General features: G+C 72.9%; 23 protein-coding genes. 13 read left to right on the top strand and 10 right to left on the bottom strand.

What is annotated here, in order from left to right; genetic code table 11:
• Genes hemC through hemQ form a run of 3 tightly spaced genes read right to left on the bottom strand, consistent with a single transcriptional unit; the run spans position 1 to position 2,773 of the window.
• Positions 1 to 960 (bottom strand): hydroxymethylbilane synthase, encoded by a 960-nt coding sequence (hemC, locus tag LR269_RS02285; RefSeq protein ID WP_231429089.1) that lies wholly within the window; start codon positions 958 to 960, stop codon positions 1 to 3.
• Positions 957 to 2,036 carry a ferrochelatase gene (locus LR269_RS02290; protein ID WP_231429090.1) on the bottom strand — a complete coding sequence of 360 codons (1,080 nt, stop codon included), beginning with the start codon at positions 2,034 to 2,036 and terminating at the stop codon, positions 957 to 959. The genes hemC and LR269_RS02290 overlap by 4 nt, the downstream gene beginning before the upstream one ends.
• On the bottom strand, positions 2,036 to 2,773 hold the full coding sequence (gene hemQ / locus LR269_RS02295; protein WP_231429091.1) for a hydrogen peroxide-dependent heme synthase: 738 nt from the start codon (positions 2,771 to 2,773) through the stop codon (positions 2,036 to 2,038). Before hemQ ends, LR269_RS02290 begins: the two co-directional genes overlap by 1 nt.
• Before the next feature lie 74 nt (positions 2,774 to 2,847).
• Between hemQ and LR269_RS02300 the strand changes: the two genes are divergently transcribed.
• Positions 2,848 to 3,306 (top strand): pyrimidine dimer DNA glycosylase/endonuclease V, encoded by a 459-nt coding sequence (locus tag LR269_RS02300; RefSeq protein WP_231429092.1) that lies wholly within the window; start codon positions 2,848 to 2,850, stop codon positions 3,304 to 3,306.
• On the opposite strand, the gene LR269_RS02305 is transcribed toward LR269_RS02300, so the two are convergent.
• On the bottom strand, positions 3,297 to 3,878 hold the full coding sequence (locus tag LR269_RS02305; RefSeq protein WP_231429093.1) for a MarR family winged helix-turn-helix transcriptional regulator: 582 nt from the start codon (positions 3,876 to 3,878) through the stop codon (positions 3,297 to 3,299). The genes LR269_RS02300 and LR269_RS02305 overlap by 10 nt on opposite strands.
• A gap of 82 nt (positions 3,879 to 3,960) precedes the next feature.
• Between LR269_RS02305 and idi the strand changes: the two genes are divergently transcribed.
• From idi to LR269_RS02340, 7 genes are read left to right on the top strand one after another with little or no spacing between them, the layout of a single operon-like run.
• A complete protein-coding gene (gene idi, locus LR269_RS02310; RefSeq protein ID WP_231432206.1) occupies positions 3,961 to 4,518 on the top strand; it encodes an isopentenyl-diphosphate Delta-isomerase in 558 nt (185 codons plus the stop codon).
• Positions 4,515 to 5,579 (top strand): polyprenyl synthetase family protein, encoded by a 1,065-nt coding sequence (locus LR269_RS02315; RefSeq protein WP_231429094.1) that lies wholly within the window; start codon positions 4,515 to 4,517, stop codon positions 5,577 to 5,579. The genes idi and LR269_RS02315 overlap by 4 nt, the downstream gene beginning before the upstream one ends.
• Positions 5,576 to 6,502, top strand: a complete 927-nt coding sequence (locus tag LR269_RS02320; protein WP_231429095.1) for a phytoene/squalene synthase family protein — start codon at positions 5,576 to 5,578, stop codon at positions 6,500 to 6,502. Before LR269_RS02315 ends, LR269_RS02320 begins: the two co-directional genes overlap by 4 nt.
• Positions 6,499 to 8,064 (top strand): phytoene desaturase family protein, encoded by a 1,566-nt coding sequence (gene crtI, locus LR269_RS02325; RefSeq protein ID WP_231429096.1) that lies wholly within the window; start codon positions 6,499 to 6,501, stop codon positions 8,062 to 8,064. Before LR269_RS02320 ends, crtI begins: the two co-directional genes overlap by 4 nt.
• On the top strand, positions 8,061 to 8,396 hold the full coding sequence (locus LR269_RS02330; protein WP_231429097.1) for a lycopene cyclase domain-containing protein: 336 nt from the start codon (positions 8,061 to 8,063) through the stop codon (positions 8,394 to 8,396). Before crtI ends, LR269_RS02330 begins: the two co-directional genes overlap by 4 nt.
• Positions 8,393 to 8,698 (top strand): lycopene cyclase domain-containing protein, encoded by a 306-nt coding sequence (locus LR269_RS02335; protein WP_231429098.1) that lies wholly within the window; start codon positions 8,393 to 8,395, stop codon positions 8,696 to 8,698. The genes LR269_RS02330 and LR269_RS02335 overlap by 4 nt, the downstream gene beginning before the upstream one ends.
• Positions 8,688 to 9,575, top strand: coding sequence for a prenyltransferase (locus tag LR269_RS02340; protein WP_231429099.1), 888 nt, complete (start codon positions 8,688 to 8,690; stop codon positions 9,573 to 9,575). Before LR269_RS02335 ends, LR269_RS02340 begins: the two co-directional genes overlap by 11 nt.
• Here the strand turns inward: LR269_RS02340 and LR269_RS02345 are convergent.
• The 4 genes from LR269_RS02345 to LR269_RS02360 are packed head-to-tail and all read right to left on the bottom strand — an operon-like array spanning position 9,565 to position 11,523.
• Positions 9,565 to 10,320: a GntR family transcriptional regulator gene (locus LR269_RS02345; protein WP_231429100.1), complete on the bottom strand. Its 756-nt coding sequence runs from the start codon at positions 10,318 to 10,320 to the stop codon at positions 9,565 to 9,567. The genes LR269_RS02340 and LR269_RS02345 overlap by 11 nt on opposite strands.
• A 26-nt stretch (positions 10,321 to 10,346) precedes the next feature.
• Positions 10,347 to 10,655: a DUF3618 domain-containing protein gene (locus LR269_RS02350; RefSeq protein ID WP_231429101.1), complete on the bottom strand. Its 309-nt coding sequence runs from the start codon at positions 10,653 to 10,655 to the stop codon at positions 10,347 to 10,349.
• Positions 10,639 to 11,046, bottom strand: coding sequence for a phage holin family protein (locus LR269_RS02355; RefSeq protein ID WP_231429102.1), 408 nt, complete (start codon positions 11,044 to 11,046; stop codon positions 10,639 to 10,641). The genes LR269_RS02350 and LR269_RS02355 overlap by 17 nt, the downstream gene beginning before the upstream one ends.
• Before the next feature lie 18 nt (positions 11,047 to 11,064).
• Positions 11,065 to 11,523: a hypothetical protein gene (locus LR269_RS02360; RefSeq protein WP_231429103.1), complete on the bottom strand. Its 459-nt coding sequence runs from the start codon at positions 11,521 to 11,523 to the stop codon at positions 11,065 to 11,067.
• Positions 11,524 to 11,851: 328 nt separating this feature from the next.
• Here LR269_RS02360 and LR269_RS02365 point away from each other — a divergent pair, with 328 nt between their 5' ends.
• The 3 genes from LR269_RS02365 to LR269_RS02375 all read left to right on the top strand — a co-directional run bounded on the left by LR269_RS02365 (position 11,852) and on the right by LR269_RS02375 (position 13,551).
• Positions 11,852 to 12,391: a hypothetical protein gene (locus tag LR269_RS02365; protein ID WP_231429104.1), complete on the top strand. Its 540-nt coding sequence runs from the start codon at positions 11,852 to 11,854 to the stop codon at positions 12,389 to 12,391.
• A complete protein-coding gene (locus tag LR269_RS02370) occupies positions 12,388 to 12,897 on the top strand; it encodes an RNA polymerase sigma factor (RefSeq protein WP_231429105.1) in 510 nt (169 codons plus the stop codon). The genes LR269_RS02365 and LR269_RS02370 overlap by 4 nt, the downstream gene beginning before the upstream one ends.
• 93 nt (positions 12,898 to 12,990) lie before the next feature.
• Complete coding sequence (locus LR269_RS02375; RefSeq protein ID WP_231429106.1) at positions 12,991 to 13,551, top strand: GNAT family N-acetyltransferase; 561 nt, start codon at positions 12,991 to 12,993, stop codon at positions 13,549 to 13,551.
• 9 nt (positions 13,552 to 13,560) lie between these two features.
• On the opposite strand, the gene hemG is transcribed toward LR269_RS02375, so the two are convergent.
• Positions 13,561 to 15,123, bottom strand: coding sequence for a protoporphyrinogen oxidase (gene hemG / locus LR269_RS02380; RefSeq protein WP_231429107.1), 1,563 nt, complete (start codon positions 15,121 to 15,123; stop codon positions 13,561 to 13,563).
• On the bottom strand, positions 15,120 to 16,277 hold the full coding sequence (gene hemE, locus LR269_RS02385) for a uroporphyrinogen decarboxylase (RefSeq protein ID WP_231429108.1): 1,158 nt from the start codon (positions 16,275 to 16,277) through the stop codon (positions 15,120 to 15,122). The genes hemG and hemE overlap by 4 nt, the downstream gene beginning before the upstream one ends.
• Positions 16,278 to 16,615: 338 nt before the next feature.
• Here hemE and LR269_RS02390 point away from each other — a divergent pair, with 338 nt between their 5' ends.
• Together LR269_RS02390 and LR269_RS02395 are read left to right on the top strand one after the other, a co-directional pair.
• Positions 16,616 to 17,338 (top strand): hypothetical protein, encoded by a 723-nt coding sequence (locus LR269_RS02390; protein WP_231429109.1) that lies wholly within the window; start codon positions 16,616 to 16,618, stop codon positions 17,336 to 17,338.
• Positions 17,339 to 17,402: 64 nt separating this feature from the next.
• On the top strand, positions 17,403 to 18,794 hold the full coding sequence (locus LR269_RS02395; protein ID WP_231429110.1) for a glutamyl-tRNA reductase: 1,392 nt from the start codon (positions 17,403 to 17,405) through the stop codon (positions 18,792 to 18,794).
• Positions 18,795 to 18,798: the final 4 nt, after the last annotated feature.

The raw sequence follows: 18,798 nt of genomic DNA on the forward strand, positions 1-18,798 counted from the left end.
TCACGGCTGCTCCTCTGGGGGAACGAGGGTTGCGGCGCCGTTGCCGAGGAGTTCTGCGACGACGCGGTCTGCGACGTCGTGCGCTGCGACCGCGAGATCGGCGGCCGAGTGGCTGTCAGGAGTGGTCGCGTGCGAGCTCGTGAGTCGTCGCGTCCCGTCGGCACTGTACACGCTCGCCGTCAGGAACAGAAGTTCGTCCTCGACGAAGGCCGTCGCCCCGACGGGTGCGGCGCATCCGGCCTCGAGCCCGGCGAGCACGAGACGTTCGGCGAGCGCGGTCGCCCGTGACGCACGGTGGTCGATCGTCTCGAGCGCGCGTTCCAGGTCGCGGTCGCCGCGCTCGCGGCGCACCTCGATCGCGAGGGCCCCCTGGCCCGGTGCGGTCGGCCAGTCGCCCAGCGAGAAGTGCTCGGTCGCGACGTCCGATCGGCCGAGGCGCCCGAGTCCGGCGGCGGCGAGGATGACCGCGTCGAGGTCGGCGTCGTCGCCGTGCACCCGGCCCAGCCGGGTGTCGACGTTGCCCCGCAGGTCGACCGCCTCGAGGTCGGGGCGGGCGCCGCGGAGTTGCGCGATGCGGCGCGGCGAGCCCGTGCCGACCCGCGCGCCCTCGGGCAGCTCGTCGAGCGTGAGCCCGTCGCGTGCGCAGAGCACGTCGCGCGCGTCGACCCGCTTGGGCACCGCACCGAGCCGCAGGCCCGGGTGCTCGGCGGTCGGCAGGTCCTTCAACGAGTGCACGACGAGGTCGCACTCCCCCGCGAGCAGGGCCTCGCGCAGGGCCGCGGCGAACACGCCCGTGCCGCCGATCGACGCGAGCGAGGCCCGCGACGTGTCGCCCTGCGTCGTGATCGGCACGAGCTCGATCTCGGCGTTCGCGGCCTTCGCGATGCGCTCGGAGATCTGGCGCGTCTGCGCCATGGCGAGCGCGCTGCCACGGGTGCCGACCCGGATGACGGCGGTCATCGCGACGTCGCCTCCTGGGCGGGATCGAGCACCGCTCCGCCGGCGACGCGCGCGTGGTCGGGCCAGGGGCCGAGGGCGGTGAGGTGCGGGCGCTCGGCCTCGGGCACGTCGTTCACGCGCTCGAGCACGAGGTCGACGAGGCCCGCGACGTACGCGGGGTGCACGCCCGGGGTGGGGACGCGACGGACCTTCAGCCCGTGCTCGCCCGCCGTCTCGACGGCTTCGTTGTCGAGGTCCCACATGACCTCCATGTGGTCGGAGACGAAGCCGAACGGCACGATGACGATCGCGTCGGTGAGCCCGCCGACGGCGAGCTCCTCGATGGCGTCGTTGATGTCGGGCTCGAGCCACGGCGTCGAAGGGGCACCCGAGCGCGACTGGTACACGAGCGACCACGGCGACGACGACGCGGCCGCCTCGTTGATGACCTGCGCCACGGCCAGGTGCTGGGCGACGTACGCCCCGCCCTCGCCCGTGCCGACGCGGTCCTCGAAGCCGGCGCCCGACTCCTGCGACGCGCGCGTCGGGATCGAGTGGGTCACGTACATGATGTGGGTGCGGTCGGCGGCGACGCCCTCCGCGGCGAGCTCCGCCGCGGCATCCCGCACGCCCTCGATGAAGGGCTGCACGAAGCCGGGGTGGTCGAAGTACTCGCGCACCCGGTCGATCGCGACGCCCGTGCCCGCGGTCGCCTTCTGGAAGTCCTCGCGATACTGGCCGACGCCCGAGTAGCTCGTGTACGCGCTCGTGACGAGGCCGAGCAGCTCGGTGTGGCCGTTGCGCTCGGCCTCGGCGACGACATCGCCGAAGTACGGCGCCCAGTTGCGGTTGCCCCAGTAGACCGGCAGGTCGATGCCGCGCTTCGCGAGCTCCGCCTCGAGTGCGGCCTTGAGCTGCCGGTTCTGCTCGTTGATCGGGCTCACGCCGCCGAAATGGCGGTAGTGGTGGGCGACCTCTTCGAGGCGCTCGTCGGGGATGCCTCGGCCGGCGGTCACGTTGCGCAGGAACGGGATCACGTCGTCCTGCCCCTCGGGCCCGCCGAACGACGACAGCAGGATCGCGTCGTAGTGCGCCATTACTGCAGGACCTCCACGAGTTCGGCGGTCGAGATGCGTCGACCGGTGTAGAAGGGCACCTCTTCGCGCACGTGCATGCGCGCGTCGGTGGCGCGGAGCTCGCGCATCATGTCGACGAGCTCGGTGAGCTCGTCGGACTCGATCGGCAGCAGCCACTCGTAGTCGCCGAGGGCGAACGCGGCGACCGTGTTCGCGATGGCGCCGCGGAACGAGGCGCCCTTGCGGCCGTGCTCGGCGAGCATGCGGCTGCGCTCGGCGGGGTCGAGCAGGTACCAGTCGTAGCTGCGCACGAACGGGTAGACCGTGAGCCAGCCCTTGGGTTCGAGGCCGCGGAGGAACCCGGGCACGTGCGCCTTGTTGAACTCGGCGTCGCGGTGCACGCCCATGGCGTTCCACGTCGGCAGGAGCGCCTTGAGCAGCCGGGCGCGGCGCAGCTCGCGGAGCGCCCACTGCAGGCCCTCGGCGGTCGGGCCGTGCAGCCACAGCATGACGTCGGCGTCGGCACGGAGGCCGGAGACGTCGTAGATGCCGCGGAGGGTCACGCCCTCGTTCTCGATCAGCGAGATCACGCCGTCGAGCTCGGACACGACGCGGGGGACGTCGTGGCCGTCGAAGTCGTCGGGACGAGCGGGATCGCGGCGGAGCACGGCGAAGACCGTGTACCCCTCGAGCGTCTGCGCTGCGTCGGAATCGGTGTGGAACGCGTCGGCTGCCGCTTCGGCAGCGGGGGAAGACATGTCTCCAGTCTCCCCCTTCCGGAGCGAACGGCCAAAAGCGGTCCGTCCGCCGGTCGGCGCATAGGCTGCCTGCCATGCGGATCTGGTCGCTGCACCCCCGGTACCTCGACCGCCAGGGCCTCACCGCCTGCTGGCGGGAGACGCTGCTCGCGCAGGCGGTGCTCGAGGGCGCCACCCGCGGATACACGCGGCACCCGCAGCTCGAACGGTTCCGGGAGGCGAGCCGGCCGTTGGAGGCGATCGGCGACTACCTCGCCGCCGTCGCCGACGAGGCGAGCGCCCGGGGCTACCGTTTCGACACGACCAAGGTGCACCGGCGCGGCGCGGCGGCAGCCATCGAGGTGACGAGCGGTCAGCTCGACCTGGAGTGGCGGCACCTGCGGGCGAAGCTCGCGGCGCGGAGTCCCGAGGTCGCCGAACGCTGGTCGGCGGTCGTGACGCCCGACCCGCATCCGCTGTTCACGGTCGTCGACGGCCCGGTCGCGTCGTGGGAGCGAGCAGGTGCAACGCCCGAGGTCACCGGTCAGGCCTGATCGGGGTCCGGCTCGGGCTCGGTCACCTCGTCGGGCTCGGTCGCGCTCAGCGCGTCGAGGAACCGGATCACCGTCTCCCGCTCGGCGGGGGTGAGCGCGGCGGCGACGGCGAAGCGCCTGGCGTGGAGACGCCCGACCGACTCGCGTGCCGCGACGCGGGTCGCGTCCGTCACCGAGATCGCGAGCGCACGACGATCGGTCGGGTGCGGTGCGCGCACGATGTGGCCGCCGTGCTCGAGCCGGTCGAGGAGCTTCGTGGTCGAGGCGCTCGAGATTCCGAGGTAGGCGCTGAGCGCACCCGGCGTCGCGATCTCGCCCTGGTTGCGGGCGGCGATGAGGTAGCGGATCGCTCGCATGTCGGTCTCGTTGAGCTTCATGTAGCGCCGCGAGGCCTCGCTCATGCGGCGCTGCGTCTCGTGCCAGCCGCGCAGGCTCCGCATGACGCGCACGACCTGGTCGACCTCGGCGTCGTCGAGGCCCGAGCGGTCGACGAGGTCGCCGTCGCGTTCCGAGATGCGGGGGTCGTGCATGCCTCGCGCGACCTCCCGCCACGAGGCGGACTCATCTGCCATGTCGTGATTCTAGCCAACTCGGCATATAGTTCGCTAAGCTAGCTTCTTGCCAAGGCAGATAGAACGAGGAGTCGCCGTGACAGTGACCCAGATCGAAGAGGTCGTCCTGCTCGACGCCGACGACCGGCCCATCGGTCGAGCTCCGAAGGCGAGCGTCCATGGAGCCGACACCGCACGACATCTCGCCTTCTCCTGCCACGTCTTCGACGGGCAGGGCAGACTCCTGGTCACGCGCAGGGCGCTCTCGAAGCAGGCCTGGCCCGGCGTTTGGACGAATTCGTTCTGCGGGCACCCGGCCCCCTCGGAGACCCTCCTCCATGCGATCCGCCGCCGCGGCGAGTTCGAACTCGGCCTCGAGCTCGACGACATCGAACCCGTGCTTCCCACCTTCCACTACCGCGCCGTCGACGCGTCGGGCGTGGTCGAGAACGAGCTCTGCCCGGTCTACACCGCCCGCACCCGCTCGACGCCCGATCCGCACCCGAACGAGGTCATGGACATCGCGTGGGTCGATCCCGCCCGCCTCGCCGCAGCCGTCGACGATGCCCCGTGGGCATTCAGTCCGTGGCTCGTGCTGCAGGCGCGGCTGCTGCCGTTCCTCTCGGGGGCGGCCGTCGAGCCGCGGGTGCTCGCGTCATGACGGGCGTGGCCCTCGACGCGGCGCCGCGCGCCGCGATCACCGACATCGACGACGAGATCGAGGCCTTCTTCGCCAGGCGGATCGCCCGGGCGGTCGCGCACGACGCGGAGTACGCGCAACTCTGGACGGCGGCACGCGACAGCGCGGCCGGTGGCAAGCGGCTGCGCCCCGAACTCGTGCTCGCCGCGCACGCCGCATACGCGGGAGCGGGCCGTGGCGAGGCGGTGCGGCTCGCGCTGGCGTTCGAACTCCTGCACACGGCCTTCCTCATGCACGACGACGTCATCGACCACGACCTCGTGCGCCGCGGCGCACCCAACGTGACCGGCCGATTCATGCTCGAGGCCCGCGCACGCGGACTCGCCGTCGGCCGGGCTCGCGACTACGGGGAGGCCGCGGCGATCCTCGCCGGCGACCTGCTGATCAGCGCCGCGCACCGCATCGTCGCCGAGGTCGAAGCGCCCGACCGTGTCCGTGCCGCGCTCCTCGACGTGCTCGACGACTGCGTCTTCCTCACCGCCGCGGGTGAACACGCCGACGTGCGGCAGGCGACGTCCTCGCCCACGCGGCACGAGATCATCGCGATGATCGAGCGCAAGACGGCGTGGTACTCGTTCAGCGCGCCGCTGCAGGCGGGCGCCCTGCTCGGCGGCGCGCCCCGCGACGCGGTCGACCGGCTCGGCGAAGTCGGCCGGCACCTGGGTGTGGCGTTCCAGCTGCGCGACGACGTGCTCGGCGTGTTCGGCACCTCGGCGGTGACGGGCAAGTCGGTCGTCGGCGACCTCCGAGAGGGCAAGCAGACGCTGCTGATCGCGTGGGCTCGCAGCGACCCGGCGTGGCGCACGGTCGCCGACGACTTCGGACGACCCGACCTCGACGACGCGGCCGCCGCCCGACTGCGCGAGGTGATCGAGTCGACCGGGGCCCGGGCGCGGGTCGAGGCCGTCATCCGCGAACGCCACGCCGAGGCGGTCGCCGCGATCGAGTTCGGCGACTTCCCGAGCGCCCTCCGTGCCGGCCTCCTCGCCACGGCGTCGGGATGCGTGGGGCGAGAGCGATGACCCCGACGGGCCTCGACCTCTACCACCGCACGGCCCGGCTCGGCTCGGCGCGCGTGATCACCGAGTACTCGACCTCGTTCGGCCTCGCCAGCCGGCTCTGCTCGCGCGCCGTGCGCACGCACGTGGCCGCCATCTATGCGCTCGTCCGGATCGCCGACGAGATCGTCGACGGTCCGGCCGAGGAGGCCGGGCTCGACCGCGACGAGCGCCGAGCCGTGCTCGATGCCCTCGAGGTCGAGACCGAGCGGGCGATCCGCTGCGGCTACAGCGCGAACCTCGTCGTCGACGCGTTCGCGCAGACGGCCCGCGCGACGGGCTTCGGCGTCGAGTCGACGCGGCCGTTCTTCGCGTCCATGCGCCGCGACCTCGACCCGGTCGACTTCGACGCCGACGAGCTCGACGCGTACGTGTACGGTTCGGCCGAGGTGATCGGGCTCATGTGCCTGCGTGCGTTCAGCGAGGGCCTGCCGGCCGACGCCGAGCGCGACCTGCGGTGGCAGCGCGGCGCGCGGCACCTCGGTGCCGCGTTCCAGAAGCTGAACTTCCTGCGCGACCTCGCCGACGACTTCGGCGAGCGCGGACGCCGCTACCTTCCGGGCATCGACCCGGCCCATCTCACCGAGGCGCAGAAGTCGCGGGTCCTCGACGACATCGACCGCGACCTCGCGATCGCGGGCGGCGTGATCGCGGAGCTGCCGGGCGGATGCCGTCGGGCGGTCGCCGCGGCGCACGGGCTCTTCTCCGAGCTCTCGGCGCGGCTCCGGCGGACGCCGGCGCCGCGGCTCGTCCGCGAACGGGTCAGCGTCCCCTCGCCGAGGAAGCTCGCGCTGCTGCTCCGTTCGGTCGTCCGGCCACGACGCGGGATGCCTCGGCCGGGCACCCCGGCCGAGGCCAGCGCGTTCGCGCACGGGGCACGGCCGTGAGCCGGGTCGTCGTCATCGGCGCCGGCATCGCCGGGCTCGCCACCGCCGCCCTCCTCGCGCGCGACGGCCACGACGTGACGGTGCACGAGGCGCGCGACGCGATCGGCGGGCGGGCCGGCCGGTGGGAGGCAGGGGACTTCCGCTTCGACACCGGTCCGTCCTGGTACCTGATGCCCGAGGTCTTCGAGCACTTCTTCCGGCTCATGGGCACGAGCACCGAGGCGCAGCTCGACCTCGTGCGCCTCGAGCCGGGGTACCGCGTGTTCTTCGAGCACGATTCCGCGCCGCTCGACCTGCACGCCGACCGACGGCGGGCGACCGCCGTGTTCGAGTCGATCGAACCGGGTGCCGGCGTCGAGCTCGAGCGGTACCTCGACTCGGCCGGGTCGACCGCGCGCCTCGCCGTCGACCACTTCCTCTACAACGACTTCTCCTCACCCGCGTCCATTGCGGCCCGCCCGGTGCTCCGCCATGCCGGGCGCCTGGGGCGTCTGCTCTTCCAACCGCTCGACCGCTTCATCGCCCGGCGCTTCCGCGACCCGCGGCTCCGCCAGATCCTGGGCTACCCGGCGGTCTTCCTCGGCACGTCCCCGGCGGCTGCGCCGAGCATGTACCACCTCATGAGCCACTTCGACCTCGACGACGGCGTGCTCTACCCGCGCGGCGGGTTCGGCGAGCTCATCGATCGCGTGGCGGCCCTCGCCCAGGAAGCCGGCGCCCGCGTGGTGACCGGTTCCCGGGTGACGGGCATCGTCGTGGAAGACGGAACGGCACGAGGCATCCGCGTGCTCGACGCCCGCGGCCTGCCGCGCGTGGAGGCGGCCGACCTCGTGGTCTCGGCGGCCGACCTGCACCACACCGAGACCGCCCTCCTCGCGCCCGAGCACCGAAGCCGGTCGGCCGCGTCGTGGCGGCGCGCCGACCCCGGTCCCGGAGCCGTCCTCGTGATGCTCGGCGTCCGCGGGCGCCTGCCGCAGCTGCTGCACCACAACCTGCTCTTCACCGCCGACTGGCAGGACAACTTCGCGCGCATCTTCGGCCCGTCGCCGTCGGTACCCGACCCGGCGTCGTTGTACGTGTGCCGGCCGAGCGCCACCGACGCCTCGGTCGCCCCGGCCGGCGACGAGAACCTGTTCGTGCTGGTGCCGGTGCCGGCCGACCCGCGCCTCGGCCGCGGGGGCGTCGACGGCGGAGGGGACCCCGCGATCGAACGGGTCGCCGACGCCGCGATCGCGCAGATCGCGGCATGGACGGGCATCGAGGACCTCGCCGACCGCATCCTGGTCCGCAGGACCGTCGGACCCGGCGACTTCGCGGACGAACTCAACTCGTGGCGAGGCTCGGCGCTCGGGCCGGCGCACGTGCTGCGGCAGAGCGCGTTCCTACGCGGTCGGACGGCGTCGAAGAAGGTCCGCGGGCTCTACTTCGCCGGGGCCACGACGGTGCCCGGGATCGGCCTGCCGATGTGCCTCATCAGCGCGGAGCTCGTCGCCAAGGCCGTGCGCGGCGAGCGCGGCGCCGCGCGCCTGCCGGAGCCGCAGGGCGGGCGGGTGCCCGCATGAGCTTCGCCTACCTCGGTGCGCTCGCCGCGAGCATCGCGTGCCTGGCGCTCGTCGACGTGCGGTTCCGCCTCGTCTTCGCCGCCCCCGGTCGGTCGCGACGCGCGGCCGTGGTGGTCGCCGCGGGCGTGGCGTTCTTCCTCGCATGGGATCTCGCGGGCATCGCGCTCGGCATCTTCCATCGGGCTGAGAACGCGGTGAGCACTGGCGTGCTGCTCGCCCCCGAGCTGCCGATCGAGGAACTCGTGTTCCTCGCGTTCCTCGCGTACCTGACGCTCGTGCTGTACACGGTGGCGCTGCGCTTCGCCTCGACGCGGGAGGATCGCCGACGATGACCTATCTCGTGCTCTCGGCGGCGTTCCTGGCCGCAGCGATCGCCGTCGCCGCCGTCGGGGCACCGCGCGCTCCCCGACGGCACTGGGAGGCGGTCCTGGCGAGCGGCGGCATCCTCGTCGTGCTGACCGTCCTCTTCGACTCCGTCATGATCGCCGCCGGGCTCTTCGACTACGGCGACGCGCACATCTGGGGGGTGCGCATCTGGCTCGCCCCGGTCGAGGACCTCGCCTACCCGATCGCCGGCGTGCTGCTGCTCAGCGGGCTCTGGAACCTCCTCGACGGGCCTCGCCATGCGCGCTGACGTCCGCCGGCGCGGCGCCTTCGCCGATCTCGTCACCGCGTCGCGGCCGCTCAGCTGGGTGAACACGGCGTACCCGTTCGCCGCGGCGTACCTGCTCACGACTCGCGAGGTCGATGCCGCATTCGTCGTCGGCACGCTCTTCTTCCTCGTGCCGTACAACCTCGCGATGTACGGGGTGAACGACGTCTTCGACTACGCGTCGGATGCCGCGAACCCGCGCAAGGGGGGCGCTGAGGGCGCGCTGCTCGTGCCCGGACGCCACCGGCTGACGATCATCGCGGCGATCACGGCCTGCCTGCCGTTCGTCGTGGTGCTCGTGCTGCTCGGCGGTCTCGCGGCGTCGGCGGTGCTCGCGGCGTGCCTGTTCGCCGTCGCGGCGTATTCGGTTCCGGGCCTCCGCTTCAAGGAGGTGCCCGGGCTCGATTCGCTCACCTCGAGCGTGCACTTCGTCGGGCCCGCCGTCTACGGGCTCGTCCTGGCAGGGGCCGCGTTCACGCCACCGCTCGTCGCCCTGCTCCTCGCGTTCCTGGCGTGGGGCGTCGCGAGCCACGCCTTCGGAGCCGTGCAGGACATCGTGCCCGACCGGGCGGGCGGAATCGCCTCGATCGCCACGGCGATGGGGGCGCGCCGCACCGTTCGCCTCGCGATCGCGCTGTGGGCGGTCGCCGGGGTGCTCATGCTCACGACGTCGTGGCCGGGCCCGCTCGCCGCGGTGCTCGTCGTGCCCTACATCGTGGCGGCGGCCCCCTTCGTCGACGTCACCGACGCGACGTCGGGCCGTGCGAACGCGGGGTGGAAGCGGTTCCTCGGCATCAACTACGCCGTCGGCTTCGTCGTGACGCTGCTGCTGATCTGGTACGCCGCGATCACGCCGTGACGTCGGAACCGTCGATCTGGCCGAGCAGCAGGTCGGTCGAGTGCCCGAGATGCTCGCGCATCGCCTCGGGACCCTGCGCCTGGATCTCGACGAGGAGCTCGCGATGCTCGTCGATGATGGCCTCGAGCGTGTAGTGCGGGCGCACGTGCAGCAGGAACAGCAGCAGCTCGCTGCCGAGCGCGTCATGGGCCTCGATGATGCGCGGGCTCGCCGACGCGGCGACGATCGCGCGGTGGAAGTCGGCGTGGAGCCGTTCGACCTCGAGCCAGTCGACGTCCCCGTCCGCCGGTCGAGCAGCGCCCGACGCCGGAGGACGTGCATCGAGGCCCGCGATCGCATGCGACTCGGCTTCAGGACGTTCGCCGCGCTCGCTCGTCAACCCGCTCAGCCGCTCGAGCACGTCGACCGCCGGCGCCAGCAGCTCGTCAGGCCACGTGTCGCCGTACCGCTCGGCGATGATGCGCACCGCCTCGCCCTCGAGGGCGGCGCGCAGCTGCTGCAGCGCCCGGATCTCATCGCGATCGAAGCTGACGACCCGCACGCCGCGGTACGGCTGGGCCTCGGCGAGGCGCTCGGCCACGAGCCGCTGGAACGCCGAGCGCACCGTGTGCCGCGAGACCCCGTGGCGCTCGGCCTGCGCCTCCTCGCGCAACGGCGAGCCGAGCGCGATCGCCCCGCTCAGGATCTCCGAGCGGATCGCGTCGGCGACCCGCTCGACGGCGGTGTCCGCTGAGGACGTCGTCACCGGTGCCGGCCCGCTTCTCGCACCGCTCAGTCGCCGAGCTTCGATCGCACGACGAGCCACACGAGGCCGCCCACGGCGGCGGCGACGCCGACGGCGGCCGCGATCGCGACCCCGGGCTGCTCGTCGTAGAACGCCTTGAGCGACAGCTTCGCCCGGTCGACCCGGATGCCGACCTGCTTCGGCACGTTGAGCTTGTCTTCGAGGGCGTCGAGGGTGCGGGCGAACTCGTCGCGCGCCTGCCGGGAGGCGACCCGCGCCTGCACCCGGGTGAGGTTGCGCTCGCGCTGCGCGGACTCGCGCTTCGAGGGGCGGGGTGCGTCAGTAGCGGCGGTCATAGTCACCCGTTCCCTTCAGGGCGTCGAGGTCGGCCTTGAGGCTCTCGACCGATTCGAGAGGCTCGGAGCCCCGCTGGAAGTTCACGATGCCGATCCACACGAGCACGGCGATGACGAGCACGAGCACGCCCGACACGACGAGCGCGGCCGCCCACGCCGGCATCACGAGCGCGAGCGCGAAGATCGCCGCGGCGAGCAGGGTGAAGATCAGGAAGGGCAGCACGATGAGCGCCACCACGAAGAAGCCCGAGCCGATGCCGAAGTGCTTGACCTTGTAGGTCACCTCGGCCTTGATCTGGTCGATCTCGGCCCGCACGAGGTTCGAGATCGTGTCGGGCAGTTCGCCGATCAGCGTGAAGAGCGAGCGTTCGTCGTTCGTCGGTGCGGCCATCGCGCGGTCGCCTCCCGTCTAGGAATCGGATGCCGCGGGCTTGCCGCCGCGCGACGTGGTGCGTTTCGGCGCGGGCTTCGACGGCTTCGCCGCCCCCTCTGCGACCTCGGCGGCCGAGTCGATCGCGTCGCTCAGCGTGTCGGCGACCCCGTCGACCGCCGACTTCGCAGCCTTCGCACCGTCGGACACGCCGCGCTTGGCCTTCGCGGCGGCATCGCCGACGTCGGTCTTGGTGGCGCCGGACCCGCGCGTGGCATTGCCGATGAACGACTTCACGCCGTCGAGCACCGAGTCGGAGAGATCGCCCACCTTCGAGGCCGCGAAGCCCTTCACCTGGTCGACGCCCTGCTGCACCGCCGGCGTGTTCCACACGCCCTCTGCGGCCCGCTTGATCTGCTCGTACCGCTCTCGACCGGCCCGCGTGCCGAGCACGTAGCCGACGCCCAGCCCTACGACGAAGAGGATCTTGCCCTTCATGTGCACCCCGTCTTCCCCCGCTGATCCGCCCACAGCGACCCCTCCAGCGTAGACCCCGCACCGAGGCGCGCAAGGGGGTTGCGTCGAAATATTCCGTTCCGGCTATGCGATCGGGCCTCGTTCGGACGTCAACTGCCTGCCCGCCCTCGCGACGTCGCAGCGCCCGTGCACGTGAACGCGTCTCGGTGGTCGGTTCGATGCGTGCAACACTTGGGCGACTCCCGGCCATGTTCATGATGAGAGCAGGGAGAAGCCCATGGATCAGGATCTGGATCGCCGACTGAAGTACGCCGATCCTGCGCGACCGACTCCGGTCGCGCTCGACGCGGTGATCGACGAGCTCGCGGCTCAGTCGGTTTCCCGACGACGTCGCTGGTGGCTGCCCGTCATCACACTCTGCGGAGGGCTCGCGCTCGCCGGCGGGCTCGCGGCCGCGACCGATCTCGACACGTACCTGCTCTCGGTACCGCCGTTCTCGACCCTCACTGACGGAGCGATGCGCCCGATGTCGGGACTTCCGTATGTTTCTGTCGGCGAAACGGATCGTGGCGAGCAATGCGCGCTCTACCTCGACCTCGAGGGTCTCACCGATGATGAGTTCACTGCGGTGAGCGACTACTGGGCGACAGCCGACTCCGAGGCATTCGCGACGAGCATCGGGAGCCGACTCGGCGTTGTGCCGACGACGGACGACAAGGAATGGAAGGCGATCCAGGATCAGATCATTCACGACCTCGACGAGGTGGTGCCCGGCATCGTCTGGGGGACGGCGCCACCGAACCAGCCGTTCAGTCATGGTGAGCCGCACCTCGGCGCGATCAGCCGGGTGTGCACGGACGATCTCGATGCGCTGGAGTACCGCGGATGACCGCGGACTCCACGGTGATACGGCGACTGCAGGGCCGGGTCGAGTGCGTGGTGCGACGTGAAGCACCGGCGCTGCTCGCGTACTTCGAGCGACGCTGTCCGTACGAGGAAGCGCCGGATCTCCTCGGTGAGACCCTGCTCGTCGCTTGGCGACGCGCAGACGTCCTCCCCGACGATGACCAGGAAGCGCGCATGTGGCTGTACGGAATCGCCCGGCGGGTGCTCGGCACCAGCCGCCGAGGTCGAGTTCGGCGACAAGCGCTCATGGACCGCCTGCGGGACCAGGCACTCACCGACGGCACCCACGTGCCAGCACGCGACGACGATGTCCACCGAGCCCTCGGGGCCCTCGCGCCCCTGGATGCCGAGATCATCCGGCTCCACCACTGGGACGGATTCAGCTTGGCAGAAATCGCTCGCCACCTCGGCCGGCCCGCCGGCACCATCCGCAGCCGCTACAGTCGCGCACGCGCCACGCTGCGTCTCGCTCTGGACGACGCGCCGTAGCGCGAGGCCCGACCTGTTCACGACGTCGCGGGCGCAGCCTCGTCGTTGTTCCGGCCGCGGTGCTCGTCGGCGCGCGCCTCTAGACTCCCTCGCATGACCCGACGCACCGCCCGCCTGCTCCTCGACGAGACGGTCGCCGCCGACCTCGGGCCGCTCCACGAGATCTACGGCGACGAGCGCACGTGGCGGCACCTGCCGTCGGGCCGGCACGCCGGCCTCGACGAGACGAGGCGGGTGCTCGACCGCTGGCTCACCGATTGGCGCACCGTCGGCTTCGCTGCGTGGACGGTGCGCACCGCAGCCGACCCGTCGACGGTGATCGGGCACGGCGGCTGTGCGGTTCGGGGTGGGGCGACGACCGGCGGCGCCTTCTGGAACCTCGGCTACCGATTCCGGCCCGAGGCGCACGGGCAGGGGTACGCGACCGAGCTCTCGCTCGCCGCCGTCGAGGACGCCCGTGCGCATCGGCCCGAGCTGCCCGTCGTCGCCTACCTGCTCGAGCACAACCTCGCCTCGGCGCGCGTCGCCGAGAAGGTCGGGCTCGCACTCCGCCACCGCGCGCCCGACGCGGGCAACCCCGACGCGTCGGCGATCCGGCTGGTCTACTCCGACCGCGAGCTCACGGCCGAGCAGCTCGCGGCGACCCTCGCCTGAGCGGCCGCGTCAGCCCTGCTCGCGCCGGCCGACCGCCCGGTGGCGGATGCGCGCCGCCGCCTCGCGCGCGTGCGGAACGACCGAGGCGAGCCCGGTTCCCGCGACCCACGAGCCGGTGACCTCGACGCCGGGCTCGGCTGCGACGGCGTCCTCGAGGGCGCGCACGCGATCGCGCTGCCCGATGGCGGCGTGCGAGACGGCGTCGCGCCACTCGGTGCGGCCGGATGCGCGAAGCATCCCCGCGTCGAGCGGCACTCCGAGCAGCCGGCTCGCGTCGGCGAGCGCGAGCGCCGCGACCGCGTCGTCGGCGAGGCCGTCGAGCGGGTTCGGCTGACCGGCCCGCCCGTACGAGAGCCGCACGACATGGCGCCCGCCGGCGCGCTCGGCGAGCCAGCTCCACTTCGCGGTCGAATGCGTGAGCGCCTTGGCGGCGACCCCGGAGGTGTCGGCGGCGACGAGCACGCCGGTGCCACGGGGGGACGCGTCGAGCGCCGGCGCGTCGAGCACGAGCGTGACGAGCTCGACCGAGGCCGCGTGCGGCCAGTCGCCCGTCGACTCCCAGCCCTCGACGGCCTCGTCGAGGAGGCGGAGCGAGGTGTGCGCCGGCGCCGCGAGCACCACGTCGGGTGCGACGAGGTCGAGCTCGGCATCGGCATCGGCATCGGCATCGGCATCGGCATCGGACACCGTCGCGCGCACCCGCCACCCCGCGTCGCCGACGCGCTCGATCGAGGTGGCCTCCGCACCGGTGATCACCGTCACGTCGAATCGCTCGAGTTCGCGCACGAGCGCATCGACGAGGGTGTGCATGCCCCCGCGCAGGCCGCGTACCGCACCGCCCGCCTTGCGCTGCTCGACGAGCTGGCCGACGCCGCCCGACAGCGACCCCATGCGGGTCATCGCCTCGTTGAGGCCGGGCGCGACGACGTCGAGGTCGAGCAGGTCGGGGTCGGCCGAGTAGACGCCGGCCGAGATCGGCGTCACGAGCTTGTCGAGCACGGCCGATCCCATGCGCGAGCGCACGAGTTCGCCGAGGCTGCGGGCGCGACCGATCCGCAGGATCGGCATGAGCCGGTCCCCATACGCCCGGGCCGCGCCGTTCCATCCGATGATGCGGCGCACGTCGTCGCCGAGCGGATTCGCGGGAATGCCGAGCACGCCGGTCCTCGGGAGGGGCGCGGCGTCGAGCGCATCGTTCGCCGCACCGCTCCAGACGAGCCACGCGCCCGCCGGGTTCGGGTCGACCACCTCGTCGTCGAGCCCGAGCGAGGCGACCAGTTCGGCGACCGTGCCGCCGCGCGTCGCGAACGACTCGGCGCCCGAGTCGAGCGTGAGGCCGTCGAGCTCGATGCGTCCGACGCATCCGCCGAGCGCGTCGCGACGCTCGAGCAGCGCGACCCGCAGGCCGATCTTCGCGCACTCGAGCGCGGCGACCATGCCGGCGACCCCGCCGCCGATCACCACGACGTCGGCCGCGGTCACCGGACTCGGAGACTCCGCCTGTGCGTCGCGCCGAGGAGCGGGTTCGTCGTCGCGACGCGCCGCGTCTCCGGATCCCGCCAGGTCGCTCATGACGCGCCCGCCTCGTGCACGAGCTCGACCACGCGGGTGAGCACCGTCGGGTCGGTCTCGGGCGGAACGCCGTGGCCGAGGTTGAAGACGTGCGCGGGCGCGACCGTTCCCTTGGCGAGGACCTCGCGCACCGCGGCCTCGAGGACCGGCCACGGCGCGGCGAGCAGCGCCGGGTCGAGGTTGCCCTGCAGCGGCACCCCCGCGCCGACGCGCTCAGCGGCGACGTCGAGCGGTACGCGGTAGTCGACGCCGACGACGTCGACCCCGACCTCCTTCATGGCGCCGAGCAGCTCGCCCGTGCCGACGCCGAAGTGCACGACGGGGACCGGCCGGGTCGCGCCCGAGCCATCCGCGGTCTCGAACTCGAGATCGTGCACGAAGCTCAGCGCGCGTGCCGAGGCCGGGGCGACGTGGGCCTCGTAGTCGGCGAGCGAGAGCGCGCCGGCCCACGAGTCGAAGAGCTGCGCGGCCGAGGCGCCCGCGACGATCTGGGTGCGCAGGAACCGGCCGGTGAGCTCGGCCGTCCACTCCATGAGCGCCCGCCAGGCACCGGGATCGGCGTGCATGAGCGTGCGGGCGGCGAGGTGGTCCTTCGAGGGGCCGCCCTCGGCGAGGTAGGCGGCGAGGGTGAACGGCGCGCCCGCGAAGCCGATGAGCGGGGTCGCCGCGTTCCCGCCGGTCGACGCCGCCTCGGGCGTGCGGTTCAGCTCGGCGATCGTCAGCGCGACCGCCTCGGCGATGGGGGCGGATGCCTCGTCGAGTCGGGCGGGATCGATGGCGGTGAGTTCGGCGACGGCCGCGGCATCCGCGTAGCCCTTCGTGAAGACCGGGCCGCGACCCGGCTGGATCTCGACGTCGACGCCGACGAGCCTCAGCGGCACCACGATGTCGCTGAAGAAGATGCCCGCGTCGACCCCGTGGCGCCGCACCGGCTGCAGGGTGATCTCGCTCGCCATCGCCGGGTCGAGGCAGGCGTCGAGCATGCGCGTGCCGACGCGCAGGTCGCGGTACTCGGGCAGCGAGCGACCGGCCTGGCGCATGAACCAGACGGGCGTGGTGTCGGCACGCTCGCCGCGGTACGCGCGCACGAGTCGCGAGTCGCTGGTGAGGCCGGCGGAGAGGGGATGCTGCGGGGAGAGGATCACGCCCGACATTGTCTCGCATCGGGCTGGGAGGAGCGGGCTGCTGCAGCGAGCGGTGGAAGCGGAGCGCGTCGTCGATCTACCCGAGCACGCTCGCCGGGCACCGGCCGATCGCCGCTCGCACTCGCGAGAAGAGGGTCCGAGGCGAATAGGAAGGAAAGCTCACCGACTCTTCCGCTCGCGGCGCGCCACGCGCTATGGTCGGAGGCGTTGTGCGCCACCCACGCATGACGACGCGCCGCCAGGCGGCGCGCCTCCGCCCCCACGGAGAAACGCATGTCCCGAACGATGTCGTCCACCCTGTCCATCGCGCGTGCCGCTCGCGGCGCCGGTCGCCTGAGAGGCGTCCGGTGAACGCCGAGGCGCCGCACCGCGCGAAGCTGACCGTCCTCATCGCGCTCTTCGCCGCCCTCGTGATCGCGGCCCTCGCCCTCGGCGGCCGCCGCGTCGACGAGGTCGTGCTCGGGCTGCCGTCGGTGTCGGGCGGCAGGGCCACGCTCGCCGTGATCGCGGCCGCCGCGGTCGTCTGCGCGATCTGGCTCCCCGTCCGCCTCGGTCGTGCCGGACGCTGCCGTGCCCGGCGTCGTGCGCTCGAGGCGAGCGTGCGCGGCCAGGTCAGCTGCGGCATCCGCACGCGCATGCTCGTCGCCGACCTCAACGAGCTGCGCGTCGACGAGCCGCATCCGATCCGCCTCGCGGCCCGCTACTCGATCGTCGTCGACGAGCTCGGCGTCGCGTTCTGGAACGGCGGCCGCCGCCCCCGCCGAGCGGTCTTCTTCCCGTGGCGCGAGGTGCGCAACATCCGCGCCGACTCGATGGTCATCGGCGGCACGCTCGTCTCCGTGCTCGTGCTGCGGGTTCGCCGAGGCGGCACGAGCGTCGAGTTGCCGATCGTCTTCAGTGCGCCCCGCCCCGGTGCCTACGCCCTGGGCGACGCCCCGTTCTTCGCGCTCGTGCGCAGCTGGAAGGCGCTGCACCGCGAGGCGCTCAGGGCCGAGGGCATCGAGCCGCCGCCCGTGACCGGCGCGATCCCGGTGATCCGGCCGGGCGCGGCGTTCGCGGGGGTCCGGTAGGGCGCGACGCGAGGCTGTTGCGCCCCGAGTCATCCTCGCTTTCGACCCCGGGTAGAATCTACGAGTGCTCATCTGCCTGACCGCGAGCCACAAGAACGCCGCATTCGACACCCTCGAACGGCTTTCGGCGCACGCGGAATCCGCCGCGCCGCGCATCCTCGACCGTCATGACTCGCTCCAGGGTGCGGTCGTCGTCGCGACCTGCAACCGCTTCGAGGCCTACCTCGACCTCGACACCCGCGAGGGCGACTCCCCCGTGCCCGCCGTGCACGAGGCGATCCGCGCGGTCGGCGACGCGGCCGGCGTCGAGCCCGACGAGCTGCGGTCCACCTTCGGCTTCGTGCACGGCAACGCCGTCGCCGGCCACCTCTTCTCGGTCGCCGCCGGCCTCGAGTCGGTCGTCGTCGGCGAGGGCGAGATCGCCGGCCAGGTGCGTCGTTCGCTCGAGCGCGCCCGCGCCGAGGGCACCACGACCCCCGAACTCGAGCGGCTCTTCCAGCGCGCCTCGCAGACCTCCCGCCGGGTGAAGAACGAGACGGGCATCGGCGGCGCCGGGCGCTCGCTCGTGCGCCTCGCGCTCGAGCTCGCGTCGAGCCGCGTCGCCGACTGGTCGGCCGCGCGCGTGCTGCTCGTCGGCACCGGCCAGTACGCCGGGGCGACGCTCGCGGCGCTCCGCGACCGCGGCGCGAACGACGTGCGCGTCTACTCGCCCTCGGGCCGGGCTGCGAAGTTCGCACGCGGCCACGACATCACGGCCGTCTCGCACGCGGGCTACGCCATCGCCGCGGCGGCCGCCGACGTCATCATCACCTGCACGACCGCCGACCACCACGTCGTCGACCGGGTGCTGCTCGAGGGCGGCCGGGCGACGCTCGCGGGTTCGCACGCGGCGCTCGCCGCTCCCGGCGCGCCCGAGTCGCAGGCGACGGGCCCGGATGCCGCGGCCCACGCCGTGCTCGCCGAGTTCCGCGCCTGGTGCCCCGTGCCCGAGGCCGCGCAGGGCGCGCGCCAGCTCGTCATCGACCTCGGCATGCCGCGCAACGTCGCGACCGACGTCGTCGAGGTCGAGGGCGTCGAGCTGCTCGACCTCGAGACCATCCGCCGGCATGCACCGCTCGAAGAGCTCGGCGCCTCCGACGACGCACGCGTGCTCATCGAGCGCGCGGCCCGCAACTTCGGCGCCGTCGGCGAAGAGCTCGACCTCGCCCCCTCGGTCGTCGCGCTCCGCGCGCACGTGCAGGGCGTGCTCGAGGCCGAGATCACCCGCGCCCGCTCGCGCGGCACCGGCGACCCCGCAACCGACGAACGCGTCGAGGCCGCACTGCGGCACATGGCCGGCGTGCTGCTGCACACGCCCATGGTGCGCTCACGCGAATACGCTCGCGCCGGCGAGCAGCGTGCGTGGATCGACGGCCTCGAGGCCGTGTTCGGCGTGCGCGCCGACGAGTCGCGCTGACCCC

The organism is Agromyces sp. S2-1-8, assembly GCF_021129215.1.
GTDB classification, from domain to species: domain Bacteria; phylum Actinomycetota; class Actinomycetes; order Actinomycetales; family Microbacteriaceae; genus Agromyces; species Agromyces chromiiresistens.